12 protein-coding genes and 1 pseudogene are annotated in these 15,882 nt (G+C 36.2%); all 13 read right to left on the bottom strand.

The features are described 5' to 3' along the window. Positions 1–30: 30 nt before the first annotated feature. Positions 31–663 (bottom strand): TIGR04104 family putative zinc finger protein, encoded by a 633-nt coding sequence (locus tag MHH98_RS09130; protein ID WP_038182786.1) that lies wholly within the window; start codon positions 661–663, stop codon positions 31–33. Beyond that, positions 644–1,171 (bottom strand): sigma-70 family RNA polymerase sigma factor, encoded by a 528-nt coding sequence (locus MHH98_RS09125; protein WP_038182788.1) that lies wholly within the window; start codon positions 1,169–1,171, stop codon positions 644–646. Before MHH98_RS09125 ends, MHH98_RS09130 begins: the two co-directional genes overlap by 20 nt. Before the next feature lie 842 nt (positions 1,172–2,013). Then, positions 2,014–2,553, bottom strand: a complete 540-nt coding sequence (locus MHH98_RS09120; RefSeq protein WP_038182790.1) for a GNAT family N-acetyltransferase — start codon at positions 2,551–2,553, stop codon at positions 2,014–2,016. Between the two features lie 524 nt (positions 2,554–3,077). Then, positions 3,078–4,370, bottom strand: a complete 1,293-nt coding sequence (hutI, locus tag MHH98_RS09115; RefSeq protein ID WP_038182794.1) for an imidazolonepropionase — start codon at positions 4,368–4,370, stop codon at positions 3,078–3,080. Between the two features lie 6 nt (positions 4,371–4,376). Continuing rightward, complete coding sequence (hutU, locus tag MHH98_RS09110) at positions 4,377–6,047, bottom strand: urocanate hydratase (protein WP_038182797.1); 1,671 nt, start codon at positions 6,045–6,047, stop codon at positions 4,377–4,379. 15 nt (positions 6,048–6,062) lie between these two features. Then, positions 6,063–6,230, bottom strand: a pseudogene (locus MHH98_RS09105) (YjiH family protein); the annotation flags it as partial. Between the two features lie 444 nt (positions 6,231–6,674). Further along, positions 6,675–7,844 (bottom strand): hypothetical protein, encoded by a 1,170-nt coding sequence (locus MHH98_RS09100; RefSeq protein WP_038182802.1) that lies wholly within the window; start codon positions 7,842–7,844, stop codon positions 6,675–6,677. A 34-nt stretch (positions 7,845–7,878) separates the two neighbouring features. Further along, the gene (locus MHH98_RS09095) at positions 7,879–9,057 is read right to left on the bottom strand and encodes an amidohydrolase (RefSeq protein ID WP_051448661.1); all 1,179 of its coding nucleotides are present in this window, start codon (positions 9,055–9,057) and stop codon (positions 7,879–7,881) included. A 71-nt stretch (positions 9,058–9,128) separates the two neighbouring features. After that, a complete protein-coding gene (hutH, locus tag MHH98_RS09090) occupies positions 9,129–10,646 on the bottom strand; it encodes a histidine ammonia-lyase (protein ID WP_076035252.1) in 1,518 nt (505 codons plus the stop codon). A gap of 35 nt (positions 10,647–10,681) precedes the next feature. Further along, the gene (locus MHH98_RS09085; protein WP_076035251.1) at positions 10,682–11,998 is read right to left on the bottom strand and encodes a Na+/H+ antiporter family protein; all 1,317 of its coding nucleotides are present in this window, start codon (positions 11,996–11,998) and stop codon (positions 10,682–10,684) included. Between the two features lie 58 nt (positions 11,999–12,056). Beyond that, positions 12,057–13,217: a M20/M25/M40 family metallo-hydrolase gene (locus MHH98_RS09080; RefSeq protein ID WP_340712623.1), complete on the bottom strand. Its 1,161-nt coding sequence runs from the start codon at positions 13,215–13,217 to the stop codon at positions 12,057–12,059. Between the two features lie 13 nt (positions 13,218–13,230). Next, complete coding sequence (gene hutI, locus MHH98_RS09075; RefSeq protein ID WP_340712622.1) at positions 13,231–14,499, bottom strand: imidazolonepropionase; 1,269 nt, start codon at positions 14,497–14,499, stop codon at positions 13,231–13,233. Positions 14,500–14,514: 15 nt separating this feature from the next. Then, complete coding sequence (locus tag MHH98_RS09070) at positions 14,515–15,852, bottom strand: YjiH family protein (protein WP_340712620.1); 1,338 nt, start codon at positions 15,850–15,852, stop codon at positions 14,515–14,517. Between the last annotated feature and the right edge of the window lie 30 nt (positions 15,853–15,882).

Genomic DNA, 15,882 nt, shown 5'->3' with positions numbered 1-15,882 from the left:
CTTCTTAGCTGTTTTTCTATTCAAATACAGTCACCATAAATTTATATCCTCATCGTTTTGAAGCTTCAAATTATATGGCAGTAACATAAAAGCAGTAGCGATAATAGCAACATACATTAAAACAATTTCCCACCAATAGAAATCAAAAAATGCATTGATCAATAAGACTACGTTGGATAACAAGACTAATTGACTCATACGAATTCTTGATTTCCTTGTCTGATATTGATTTTCCCCACAACTGGGACAACTCATTGCTCGATTGAGGATGAACATCTTTTTAATCGAAACTCGCCAACTCCACTCTTCATGACAGTTCTCACAAACTGGTAACTCAAATGGTTGAAAGAATTTAACCATACTCAAAATAATAACCCCAAAAATGACAAAAGGCAGTAATTCGATTAGCCAATCCAGCTGTAAGCCTGAATCTGCTTCTGCGCCTGTAACGACTTTTTCATATCCACCAACATCTTGGAATAGTAGTATTGCAAAAAGAATTAGAACAGATGTACAAGCTACGAGTACAACGGGATACCGCCAATTAGAGTGCAATTTTTTAGTTGGATTTTCCGCCTGTTCAAGCATTCTTCTTTTCACATCATTTTTTAAGAAAATTTGTTGCTGAAGCTCACGATCTAGATCATCCTTTAAACGATTCATGTTGCCACCCCTCCCATTCATAACCTGCTAATTGCTTATGTAATAACTTACGTGCCCGCTGCAATCTTGTACGAATCGTTGCCTCTGGACAATCTAATATTTCAGCTATTTTCACCGTATTTATTTCTTGATAATAATATAAAATGATAACTTCTCGGTACAATATCGGTAGCTGCATTAGAGCCTCTGTCACTCGCATTCGGTCCGCTGCTTCTAAAACGAGATATTCTGGTGTTCTACTATCACCCTTCCCAGTCATTTTATCCATTAAAATCAGACGTTTTCGCTTCCAACTTCGTAAATAATCATGACAGCGATTGACTGTTATTTTCACTAAATATGTTTTTAAAGATGCATTACCTTTAAATTGACTTTGCTTTTTATAAAATGCTATAAAAACATCTTGCACGATATCTTCAGCAATCGTTAAATCTTTCACATATAAGTAAGCAACACGTAGTAAGTAATCGCCATACTCTTCAATAATTTCTTCCAATTGTTTAGCCAATCCACGCCCTCCTTTCAAGCAACCACCCTATAGACGCCGGTCGACTCATTTCCGATTCATTATTTTTTTAAAAATATATACTTCTCTATTAAACCATAGAAAAAACCTCTGATTAAAAAATAATATAGGGTAAATAATATAATAAAATAAAATAAAATTAGACCTTATATTTAGAGGTTTTGGGTTTGATTATATATAATCAAACTTTATAATCAAACTTTTTATTTGTATAGGGGTACAGCCTGTATTTTGGAAATTTTGAACGTTAAGAAACGTTAAAAATATGCACGATTCTATGCAACATCATAATGAACGCAGCCAGCACCAAAACACGCTCAACTTGTTGCTGCGACTAGCTTTGTAGAAACGTGCATAAAAGTATGTATAAATAATGTTCCACTAAAAAAGCGACAAATGTTGATTTAACAACGTTTGTCGCTTTTTCGTGTATTACCAAACTTGCGTTTGGGAACGTTTATTGAATTTGTAATGTATATAGTATGTAGTGCTACAACAATGCCACCTGAACTTGCCAAATGATCTAGCGTAGTTATATACTTGCAGTAATAAGAGTGCATAAAAAAAGACATTAGTGCTGCAACACTAACGTCTGGTAACAAGTGACTTTTTATCAGAAGCTGATCAAAAGGCGATGATATTTACAGATTCATTGATTGAAATGGAACAGTACATAAAAGAGTTTATACCTGTAACCGTTAGAACATATTAATCAGACAGAATGAGCCCATCTCTTAAAAGATGGGCTTTAATATTCTCAAACGGACGTTTGACTTCGCATAGTTGGTCTTATACTGTACGATGCACTATTCAAATTGTTAGCTTTATAATCCGAGTCTGGCACCTACTTCTGCATACTCTATATCTTTTCTTTCTGCATTCCAATTACCCCCTGTTTGTCCGTCCCATATCGCTCCTGTTTCAACGAAACCGACAGACGCAAACAACTTCCGGGCGGCTTCGTTTACCATCCAATATGATGTAGCAACTGCATCGGCTTTTCCTTGTGGAAACGACTTTATGTAATCAATAACTTTCATCATTGCTTGTTTGCCAAATCCTTTGCCTTGATGCTTTTTATCAATCATAAAGCGATTAAGTCCATAAGTAGATTTATCTCCATATTTTTCACATAAAAATGCACTTTCCGCCAGTTCGAAAAATCCAATATCGACATATCCTATAACTTCATCATTGTTGCATATAGCGAAGATCATAGGAGGTTTTTCGTCGTTGAGTATCTTTACATAGGCTTTAGCCAAACAATATATGCTGGAATCCACATTTCCTTTCTGCTCGTCTGTTATGCTTAACTTCAACACTGCCTCAAAATTATCGTGGGTAATTTTTCTTAATTCAATCATTTTTCTTCCCTACTTCCGAAAATATAAATTCGCTGCATCTGCCCGTAACGCCGTTCCCGTCCCCAAGGGCAAGGGCGAAGCGCCGACAGGCGGCGCGTCCTTTTGTGCCTGCCTTAAACATACATCATTAGCACCACCCCCAATAATCTGGATTAGCATTCATTACAGCTTGTACTAACTTCTTATGCCAACTTCTGCTTTTACTATGATTCTTTATTTGATATCTGTGTAATTGCTCAAAAAACATTGTCTTTCCATATACTCAACTAGAAGAGTAGGAAAGTTTATGCTCCTACCTGTATTATCCCTATATGTTTTTGAAGATACCTGAACGTATACCATATATATTCACCTATACCTAAATTTTGATTATAATATTACATATAATACCATAAATATTTCTATATAAATACAATAAAAAAGGTACTACATCATTAAAATGTAATACCTTTTAATAGTTTGATTATAAATATTTCACCCTAGATAAGTAAACAATCAGAGGCTCTTCCATAATTATATTATGCTCAATCTGTAACGTTTTGTAATTCACTACATAACACGCCATTCTCAACAACAACTCGACCATTCTTAATGACCGTATGTGTATGATTCATACCATAGAAGTACTGCAGTTGCTGATAATTTTCAACATCTAGGATGAGTACATCTGCTTTTTTGCTCGCTTCAAGTGAGCCAATTTCATGCCCTCTATTAATCGCATAGGCTGCATTGATAGTTGTTGCTGTTAATACTTCCTCCATTGTCATGCCCATATTCATACATGCTAAATTCATGATAAATGGCAGAGAGATTGTTGGTGAAGAACCTGGATTAAAATCAGTTGAAATCGCTACTGGAACGCCTTCATCAATCATTAATCGTCCTCTAGCTGAATCTGCTTTTAAAAAGAATGCAGTCCCTGGTAATAATACCGCAACCGTACCAGCTTCGGCCATATCACGAATGCCTTTATCAGATGCCACTAGTAAATGCTCTGCTGAAATAGCTCCCACTTCAGCAGCAAGCTCAGCGCCTTCATATGGCTCAATTTCATCTGCATGAATTTTAGGGATCAATCCATGTTCTTTCCCAGCTAATAATATCCTGCGTGACTGCTCAGGAGTGAACACACCTTTTTCACAAAAGACATCATTAAACTCGGCAAGATTGCCTTCCGCTACTCTCGGAATCATGTCATTGATAATAATGTCTACAAATGCATCTGGATTGTTTTTATATTCAGCAGGAACTGCATGAGCACCCATGAAGGTACTCACTACATCTACTACATGATTTTCCTGAAGCTTTTTCGCGACTTGGAGCTGCTTTTCCTCAGTAGTCCAATCTAAGCCATAGCCACTTTTCGACTCAACAGTTGTGATACCATGTTTTAAAAAATTATTGAGATGTTCATATGTTTTTTCATAAAGATGTTCAAATGTTGCTTCTCGTGTTTTTTTCGTCGTAGCATGAATTCCACCACCGGCATTCATAATGTCCATATAGGTTGCACCGTTTAGACGCATTTGGAATTCATTTTCTCGAGTACCACCAAAGACTAGATGTGTATGTGCATCCACTAAGCCTGGCATAACCACTTTACCAGTAGCATCAATTATTTTCGCTTGTGATACCAATTCTGGATAATCTGCTCTTATAGATGCTTTTGTACCTGTTGCTATAATACGATCTCCACTTATTAATACACTACCATTTTCAATGATTTGTATATTGCTCATTTCTTCTTTTATGCGAGCTTTTTTCTTCGTGCCCTGTAAAGTAATTAATTGATTTGCATTTTCAATCAGTATAATCATATGTGATCACCCTTCTGTTTTTAACATTGGCATATGCACATTCTTTTCTTGTGCTGTTTTGATAGCGATGTCATAACCTGCATCCGCATGACGAACAATGCCCATTCCAGGGTCTGATATTAATACTCTATTAATCTTTTCTGATGCCATTTCTGTACCGTCTGCGACAAGCACTTGCCCTGCATGTTGTGAATACCCCATTCCTACTCCGCCACCATGGTGGACACTTACCCAACTCGCGCCTCCTGCAGTATTGACTAAAGCATTCAATATTGGCCAATCAGATACTGCATCTGAACCGTCTTTCATACCCTCAGTTTCACGGTTTGGTGATGCAACTGAACCTGAATCTAAATGATCACGGCCGAATACGATTGGTGCTTTTAACTCACCAGATGCAACCATTTCATTTACTTTTAAAGCAAAACGATGACGGTCTCCATATCCTAACCAACAAATACGTGCAGGTAGACCTTGCCATTTGACCATTTTCTGTGCCATATCAATCCAGTTCACAAGACCTTCATCATCTGCAAACATTTCTTTAGCAAGAGCATCTGTTTTGTAAATATCTTCTGGATCACCTGAAAGTGCAGCCCATCGGAATGGTCCTTTTCCTACGCAGAATAATGGACGAATGTATGCTGGAACAAAACCAGGGAAATCAAATGCATTTGCGACACCCATTTCTTGAGCGTATTTGCGAATATTATTACCGTAGTCAAATACTTCTGCTCCTGCAGTTTGGAAATCTAGCATGGCTTGCACATGATCAGCCATCGCTTGCTTTGCCTTTTGCTCATACTTTTTCGGATCACTCTTGCGTAACTGAAGTGCTTCATCAAGTGTCATATTGTTCGGAATATAGCCATTTAATGGGTCATGCGCACTTGTTTGATCCGTTACGAAATCCGGAACAATCCCACGGTCAAAAATTTCACGATAGACATCCGCACAGTTACCTACAAGGCCTATTGAAGCAGGTTCATTTTTGCCTTGAAGCTGTTTAGCTAATTTCAAGGCTTCATCTAAATCTTCCGCTAAATAATCACAATACCCTTCCTTGATTTTACGCTCAATACGTTTTTTATCGACTTCAACAACTAAAATAACTGCTCCAGCCATTTTACCAGCTAGCGGTTGAGCGCCACTCATACCACCCATGCCACCAGTTAAGATTAATTTCCCTTTTAAATCTGCTGTGCCAAATACTTTTTTGCCCGCTTCCACAAAGCTTAAATATGTGCCTTGCAAAATACCTTGTGCGCCAATATAGATCCAACTTCCAGCTGTCATTTGTCCATACATCATTAAGTCTTTATCTTCTAATTCATAAAAGTGTTCCCAATTTGCCCAAGCTGGAACTAGGTTTGAATTTGCGATTAATACACGTGGTGAATGCTCATATGTGCGGAAAACTGCGACAGGTTTCCCTGATTGCACAAGTAAAGTTTCATCATTTTCTAGCTTTTTCAATGACTCAATAATTTGTGCGTAGCTCTCCCAATTACGAGCAGCTTTCCCTATTCCCCCGTAAACAACAAGTTCATCAGGATTTTCAGCAACCTCTGGATCTAAATTATTCATTAACATACGCATAGCCGCCTCTTGCGTCCAGCCTTTACAAGTTAATTCACTACCAGTTGGTGCTTTAATATTCTGCATAACGTTTTCCATCATGACACGCTCCTTTTAAAATAGTAAAAATGCAATAGGTGTTACTAAAATTAGTGTTAAAACAACACGTTGGAACCAAATAATAATTAGTTGACGTATCGTTAAAGGAATAATTGCTGAGAAAAATAAAATAACGGAAATAGACACAACAGCTACTATAAATTTGGTCACGACCGTTGCTTTCACGTTAAAAGATGAGTATATTGTAGAGCAAGGTGATTCAGAAGTGATTGTAACTGAAAAAAGACTATCATTTTCTCGAATGTCCTCCATTTCAACCACTCCCCTTTTTATAATTTTAAAATTCTGACCATTAAATATATATGTAAAAAAGTTTTAAAAAAGAGGAATTATTTTGGATTACATGGAATTATATTAGATTAGGTAAGGAAATTCTTTAAAATATTCATTAATATCGTGTTAATCATAAAAAATCATTTATCATCTTAAATAGAAAGTACTACATTGTTTATTTATTAATATTAGAATTCGCTAAAAGATTGTCATTTATATAACCTGCTATTTAATTATAAAACAATAAAAAATAGTAGATCAATGCCAGATGTATGGCATTGGTCTACTATTTGTAATTTAATAAATAATTAAATTTAATTGAATATTCGGAATTTAAAGGGTGTTAATTAGTATAGAAGATATAACTACAGAGCCGATTGTAACTGTGGTGAATCCTCCAACTAACATTGGTGTTAATACCTCATTGAATATTTGTTCTTGTTCTTCTTCGTTTCTTCCAATACTCCGTCCTACTTCTTCACAGATAATATAATCCCCTGGAAAACCGAATGTCGATGTTAAGGCGACTGGAATAGCTTTGTTAGGATCCCATTTAAAAATTTTTGCCCCTATAAATCCACCAACAATTATTCCTATCACGCCAATTATTAAAATAGTTGCTACTGCTGGCAAATAATCTATAAACATACTAAACGTAATATCATTGCTCATAGCAATAACCATTACAATTATCCCTGCCATACCAACTGTAAAACTGTTTGAACGCTCCATAATTCGATCAGGGAAAATCTTAACAAGTCTACCTATAATACCTATAGACAATGCCCATAAGCTGTAAGGGATTCCTGTCATTTTAGCAAGGGCAACTGCTAATGCACCACCAACAAACAACATAAATAATAACACTAAGTTAGAAAGATACTTTTTAGGAATGACTAATTTCATTTCGTTTTCTTCATCAAATTTTTCACTATTGGTCGATACAAAAGTTCCATTTTCAATTTTCCCGCGTATTTTCAAAGCATGTTTTCGTAGTAATAACGAGGCAATCGGCATGCCTATTAATGATTGAAATGCCAATATTAATGCTGGTATCGTTAAAAGACTAACAAACCCTAATTCTTTTAACCCCTCCGATGTTATTAATACTGCCATTATGCCTCCATTTAATGGTCCAACTCCTGCGACTGCTGTTCCATAGTCGAATATAAATGTGACTATCCCTAGAATTAATGAACTCGCAATAATCATTCCAATGATAGCGATAATTACAGCTTGCCACTGTGACTTTATCATTTTCAACGGTATTAATGTGCCCATATGCACTAATATTGGTGCAGTACCCAAGACTGCTCCTACGGTTAAAAACGAAGAATTAATTATTAAATCTTTTGGAAAAATCCCTGTCCAAAGTAAAACCAAATACCCAACCATAGCCACAAAAAGCATTGGTACTCTTGCCTTTGTGATAATTGATATTACTTCACCTAAAGCTATTAATCCCAATATAAACATACTAGCGATTACTGGATCTGATAACATTAATGTCCTCCTTTTATGATTAGGATATTAAAAGTTACATATTTAATTTCTTAGCCGTATGAACAAAAACTTTAACACCTATCTCTAAGGCATCTTCATTTATTTGAAACTTTGGATGATGATGTGGGTAATTCAAAGTTTCATCTTCAAAACCAGCTCCAATTCCAAGAAATACTCCTGGTGCTTTTGATAAGTAAGCAGAGAAATCCTCTCCCCCCATAAAAGGCGGTACATGAAGTATATATTCTGCGCCCATTTCTTTCTTCACTACTTCTTCAATAGTAGCAATAATTTGCTCATCATTATATACAGAGTCATATCCATAGGTAAATTCCAAATTATAATCTGCTTCATGGGACGCTACGATATTTTTGACATTCACCTCAATCTGTCTTGCTATTTCCTCTCGGACGCTTCGAGAGTAAGTTCGAACCCCACCACCGATTACAATCCTTTCTGGAATAATATTCTTCGCTGCTCCTCCATTAAATTCTGTTACTGCTAAAACTGCTTGTTCTTTTGCAGCAATTTTTTGAGGGATAATCTGATGTAAACTATTCACAATTTGTGAACCTATTAAAATCGGATTAATGGAATCTTCCGGCTGTGAGGAATGACCTCCTTTGCCGATAACATCAATTTCAAATGTATCAGAATTCGCTGTAAAATAACCTGGGCAAAATCCAATTTTCCCAGTTGGTAGCATGCTAAAAACGTGTAAGCCCAAAATTCCATCAACACCATCCATTACATTTGCTGCTACCATCTCACTCGCACCACCAGGTAACACTTCCTCAGCATGCTGAAAAATGAAACGAATCTCACCTTTAATTTTATGCTGTTGCTTTGATAGTATTTTTGCTACTCCGAGTAGGATGGCCGTATGTGCATCATGTCCACAAGCATGCATTACATCAGGAACTTTTGAAGCATATGGAAGATCCACTTCCTCTTGAATAGGTAGTGCATCCATATCAGCTCTAAATGCAATCACTTTTCCAGGTTCGTTTCCTATTAGGCGCGCGACGATACTTGTTTTAGTAGGTTTAGAAAGTTCGAGATTTGGAAAAGTTGATAAAGTTTTAAATATAAAAGCTGATGTTTCATATTCGTTGAAAGATAACTCCGGGTTTTCATGTAAATACTGTCTCCAGGAAATAACATCATTCATTACTTGTTGAATTGCTGTACTTTGTTCTTGTATCTTACTCATGATTCCACCCTTTTCTCTTTATTTTTTTTAAAAAGAATAGGATGAGAGTATCTCATCCTATCACTCATTAATTAAAGTAAATCATTACTTTGAAGTAAAAATTTCGCAAGTGCTTCTGTTTCTTCACTTATTGCTTTATCTGCAGTAAGTGGTGGACAAATTTCTCTCACTTTCTCTAAGTAAGCTCTTGTTCCTGGAGCTAATTGATCCTCTATTTTCTCTAAATAAATTGCTTGTGAGGCTGCAATTAGCTCTATTGCTATGACCCTTGCTACATTATGCACAATTTGATGTACTTGTCTTGCAGCTGTTGTTCCCATACTCACGTGATCTTCTTGGTTACCAGAGGTTGGAATAGAATCTACACTAGCTGGATGGGCTAGTACTTTGTTTTCAGAAACTATTGAAGCAGCAACATATTGTAATACCATTAGGCCACATTCTAACCCTGGGTCAGTAGCCAAGAATGGCGATAACCCACTTAATGATGGGTTAACTAGCCGTTCTGTACGCCGCTCTGAAATATTTGCCCATTCAGATACACTAACTTTTAGAAAATCCATTGCTAGAGCAATTGGTTGACCATGGAAATGTCCGCCAGAAATGACTTCTCCATTTTCCAACACGATAGGGTTATCGGTAGTTGCATTCATTTCTGTTAATAGACGTTCTTCTACATAATTAAATGTCTGCCAAGATGCGCCGTGTACTTGTGGAATACAACGAATAGAATAGGCATCTTGCATTCGAACCTCACCTTGCTTAGTAACTCGTTTACTCCCTTCTAACCACCCGCGCATTCGACTTGCTACAAATTCAAGTTCTTTATGTGGTCTAACTGCTAGTAATTCTGGATCAAATGCTGAGATAATTCCTTGTAGAGCTTCCATTGTTAAACATGCGGCCATATCTGCTGCATAACCGATTCGCTCTGCCTCATTTAAGGTTATCACACCAATTCCTGTCATTGCCTGTGTTCCATTTATTAAGGCCAATCCTTCTTTTGCTTTTAATCTCACCGGTTGCAAACCTACTTTTTCTAAAGCTTCTCCACCAGTAATAATCTCACCTTCAAATTCGGCTTTGCCTTCACCTATTAATACGAGAGCAATATGCGCTAAGGGAGCTAGGTCTCCACTTGCTCCTACTGACCCTTGTGACGGCACCACAGGATGAATTTTATTATTAATCAAATCCACTAATAGTTGCAAAGTATCTTCACAAATTCCGGAGAACCCCTTAGCTAGAGCATTTGTACGTAATATCATCATTGCACGAACAATTTCTTTAGATAGTGGCTGACCTACTCCTACCGCATCAGCACGCAGTAAGTTCAATTGTAATAACTCAATATCCTCATCCTCTATCTTCACATCACTTAACTTTCCAAACCCTGTATTTACACCATAGATTGTCTCACCTTCAGCTAATCTTTTTTCAATACGCTTCCGACTTTCCCGAACTCTTTTCCAACTATTATCTGAAATAGAAACGGTCGCTTCACCATCCACAATTCGCTGAATATCATGTCTAGTAAGCGAATTACCATCCAGTTCAATCGTTTTTAATTTTACTGTTGTTTCTCCCATTTCAAAATCACCTCATAAATTGAATATTCTGATTTTTATAAAACCATTGCTGCAATAATTCCGAAGATAAATAACGGAATGTTGTAATGAATAAATGTTGGTACGCATGTATCCCATATATGATCATGTTGTCCATCTGCATTTAATCCTGATGTTGGTCCAAGAGTACTATCTGATGCTGGGGACCCCGCATCTCCTAATGCACCTGCCGTACCAATAATGGCAGCAGTAGCTAAAGGACTAAAGCCTATTGAGATACATAAAGGAACAAATACAACTGCAAGAATCGGTACAGTTCCAAATGATGTACCTATTCCCATTGTTACAAGTAAACCAATAAATAACAATAGAATTGCTGTAATTAATTTACTATCTCCTGTCACACCATTTACGGCATTTACTAATTCGCTAATTGCATTCGTTTCTTTTAAAATAGTGGCATATCCAGAAGCTATAAGCATGATAAAGGCTATCACCCCCATTAATTTGACGCCACCTTGCACTACATCTTCGCCCTCTTTTATCGTTACAATTCGACCTACAAACATTACAATAATTCCAGATAATGCCCCTAACACCAATGAACTAAACGTTAATTGAATTGCTAATGCAACAATTACAGCAAAAATTGTTATTCCATCTCTAAGCTCAAATTTCCGTTTCGGATGTTCATCTTTTGCTTCTTTTAAAAATTCAATATCTTCATTTGTTTGTGCATAATTTCGTGGCTTTCGATAAGTAATGAATATCGCTATAAACAAACCAACCCACATGCCAATAGCAGGTATAATCATTGCTAATGGAACACTAGTCTGATTTATTGCCATACCGTTCTTAGTCATTTCCGTTGCAATAATACCCTGGAATATCAAACCGTATGCTACTGGGATACACATATAAGGCATTTTCAAACCAAAAGTCAGAGCTGAGGCTAATGCTCGACGATCAATTTTCAATTTATTGAAAAAGTATAAAAGCGGCGGAACTAATATGGGAATAAAAGCAATATGAACAGGTATTAATGTTCCGGACAAACAGGCGGTTAAAGCTAATCCAAAAATAAAAATGTACTTACTAGGTTTCTTAATAGTTAATAATCTATTAATTAAGACATCTGGTATACCAGAATGAGCAATCATCGCTGCAAAAATCCCTAATAAGATATAACTTAATGCTGTCCCAGATTGCGCTCCCATACCATCTATAAAAATGGTCATTGTTTCATTAAGCGGTAGACCAGCAACTAAACCTGCTACTATCGCAGCAATCAATAACGCAAAGATAACATGCACCCTTAATAAGCTTAGTACCGTTAGAATAATAACAGATATCAACACCGGATTATCTAACATATTTCCCCTCCCACCTTATTTAAGAAATCGCTTTCTTATTCTAAAATAACACTACAAATTATTTATTATTCTCATACCATTGCTCTATTAATGAAGCTGTTAATCTTCCTGTATTAATTAGATTTTCTATACTAATACATTCTCTATATGAATGAATATTCTGGAACCCGTTACCTAAAGTAATACATGTTAAGCCATTTTCATTAAGTACATTTGTATCTGCTCCTCCTAACGTATTCGTTAAATACGGCTGAATGTTAATTTGTCGAGATGCATCTGTAACATTTTGAACGAGAATATGTTCTTTAGGAATATCAAAACCGCTGTATTTCTTTTCTAGAGTGATTTCTACTACTCCCCCCATTTCTTTTGCTGCTTCTTTCATCATCTCTTCCATATGTCGAAGTTGCACATTTAACTTTTCTTTTGAAAAACTTCTTACTTCTCCAGCTAGTGTGACAGTACCTGGAATAATAGATGTTAATTCTCCGCCTTCTATCAGACCAATATTTGCTAAGGTATCTTCATCTACTTTACCTAACTTCATTTTTAGTAAACCAGCCGCTGCGATTACAAAAGCACTATTACCTTCTTCGGCATCTAGAGCAATATGCGCCGCATTTCCTTTTACCTTTAAATAAATGCGACTACTAAAAGGTCCTTTTAAAATGGTTTGACCAACATCCCCACTACTATCAAAAATATAACCTACTTTACTTTTAACCTTGCTATAATCCATAAAACGAGCACCTACTAAACCTGGTTGTTCATTTACAGTTAACAACAATTCAATAGGGCCATGAGGAACCTCACTCTCAATAACAGCTCGGATAGCTTCGATATAAGAAGCGAGTGCTGCGCGATCATCTGCTCCTAAAATAGTTGTGCCATCAGAATAAATGACACCATCTTTTATAATTGGTTTAAGGTTTTTCGTTGGTAAAACGGTATCCATATGCGTTGAAAAGAACAATGGTGGAATAGTAGAATCCGTTCCTTCTTTCCAAGCTACTAAGTTCCCAACTTCACCGTTAAAGTTGTTATGAGCTTCATCAAATTCAATTGTAAATCCAAGTTTAGGAAGTTCATTTGCTAAATAATCAGCAACAAGTTTCTCTTTTGTGCTAGGGCCATTGATTTTTGCAAGATCTAAAAATAATTTTAGTAAGCGTTGTTCATTTACTTGTGAAGCAGCTTTCGAATGCAATTCCACTTTCATTTTTATTCCTCCTCTATAATTCAACATTCTCTAAAATTTTGGCTTTTTCCTCATAAACTACTTCCCCACGTTTAATCACTGTATCTACTAAATTCGAACCAAGTTCATAGGCAACATGCTTATAATTTGGTACATCCCATATTTGAAGATCTGCAAGCTGGCCAACAGCTATTGTTCCTCGATCTTCTAAATTTAATGCCTTTGCTCCGCCCCAAGTAGCAGCTTTAATCGCTTCTTCAACTGAAAATTGATAAAGCCTGCATGCCAATTGCATAACAAATTGCATTGACGTTGTATAACATGCAGGACACATATCCGTTGCAAGAGCTACAATCATGCCAGAATCCAACATCTGTCTAGCATTAAAAGGCTTTTTGTGAGCAACTGCAAAATCAAGCGCAGGCATAACGACTCCCACTACTTTTCTATCTGCTAATCTTTTCATAACATGATCTGGAGTATAGTTTAAGTGATCAATTGATACCATTTTCATATCAGCCGCTAAATCTGAACCCCCGATATAGGAGTACGCATCAGCATGAATTTTAGGAAGCATTCCGGCTGCTAATCCCGCTTCTAAAATTTGTCTAGACTCTTCTGCAGTAAAATAGCCTTCATCACACCATACATCGCAAAATTCAGCTAGATTCTGTTCTCCAACTTGCGGAATCATTTCTTCAATAATAACTTTTAAGTATTGTTCTTTTGTCATGCCCTCTGGGAAACCATGTGCTCCTAAAAATGTATTTATTACATCTATCGGTGTCTCTTCTTGCAATTTACGACCCACTTCAAGAATCTTTAACTCGCTTTCAATCGTTAAACCATATCCACTTTTACTTTCAACTGTTGTTGTACCATGCTTGAGCATTGAATACATTCTTTTTTTGGATTGGTTTAACAATTCACTTGCAGGTTGATCACGAGTCAGTTCAATTGTTCGATTAGGTCCGGTTTTCATTTCTAATTTCTTTACATTTTCTTCAACATTACCAAAAAGTTTAGCTGCATATTCTTCCACCCTGTTACCATAAAAAACCAAATGTGTATGTGAATCAACAAAGCCTGGTGCTACAACTTTTCCAGTGGCATCAATAACATTGCGATTGTCTCGAACATAGCGATTATTCACTTCTTTTTGGGAGCATATTTCAATAATTACTTCATCTTTTATGACAATTGCAACATTAGTTAACGGACAAATATCTGACATTTTGTCACCTACACAGCTTACTACTTGTGCAGGATTTTCAATAATTAACTGTGGTCTAATCTTAGTCAAATCAATTACTCCTTTCTACAAAAGCAAATATACAATTGGCGTTGCAATTATTAACGTCAACACTGTTCGAATGAACCAAATAACTATCATTTGACCAACGTTTATAGGAATCTCAGTTGATAAAATACAAGGTATTAGCGCTGAAAAGAACAAAATAGCCGAAATAGATAATACTGCAATAATGAACCTAGTTTCTAATGGCGCTTCTAAAATAACTAATGATGGTAAAAACATATCGATTAAATTAATGACCGCAGCTTTTGCCGCTAACAATGGTTCTGCTATTTGTAATAAATAAGTTAGTGGATAAAAGATATATGCTAGGTAATCAAAAATTGGCGTATTATTCACTAGAAGCAAGCCTATTAATCCAATAGACATAATAGTTGGCAGTATCCCCATTGCCATTACTATTCCATCCTTTACGTTCTCTATTATGTTTTTCCAAATACTTTTTGCATGCTCTGCGGTAGTTAAACCTTCATTCCAAGCATGCTTCAATCTATTTTTTGTAACAATTTGTTCAGGATCACCTGGCTTATTTTTATAATAGTTATTACTCATGTTACGTATCGGCCAAATACGTACTGTAATTGCTGTCACAAGAAATGTTACAAAAAATGTCGTCCAAAAATACAAATTCCATATAGGCATCAAATCCAGTGTATTAGCTACAACAATCATAAAAGTTGCGGATACCGTTGAAAATCCTGTAGCTATAATTGCTGCTTCCTTTGCCGTATATTTTCCTTCCTTAAAGATACGGTTTGTTATTAATAAACCTATGGAATAACTACCGACGAATGAAGCAACAGCATCTACAGCAGATCGTCCAGGGGTTTTCCAAAATGGTCGCATAATAGGCTGCATTAGAATACCAATGAATTCTAATAGACCATATCCTACTAGAAGTGCTAAAAAAACAGCGCCTATCGGGACAAGAACACCTATTGGAGTAAGTAGTGCGTTGTACCAATATGGTCCCATATCCTCAGCCATCAACCAAGCTGGCCCAATATTAAAAACAACTAGAACTGCTGCAATCGCACCAAATACTTTTAAGAATGAAATAGCAGCTTCAATCCATGAAGAATTCCATGTTTTTTTATAAAATGGATAAAGAGCACCCAGAATTACTATTACTAAAATGTAGTAAACAATAATGGAACTAAAAGTTGTTCGAATCCACCCAACTAAGTGATCTAGTGGGATAGAGTTTTTTCCATTAATCGTAAGCGGTAAGAAAAACATAAATATGCCTAATATACTGCATAAGAAGAACTTTAAAATAGTTGTCGCTGAATACTTCCTGTTTTCAACTTGGTCATTTCCTATTTGCCCTATTTTTTGCATTTTTCCACCTCAATTCATTTAAAAAGGGCC

It is taken from the genome of Viridibacillus sp. FSL H8-0110 (genome assembly GCF_038003565.1).
In the GTDB taxonomy this organism is placed as follows: Bacteria; Bacillota; Bacilli; order Bacillales_A; family Planococcaceae; genus Viridibacillus; species Viridibacillus arenosi.
Note: the sequence above shows the minus strand (reverse complement) of the source record. Positions and strands in the feature narration are given on the sequence as shown.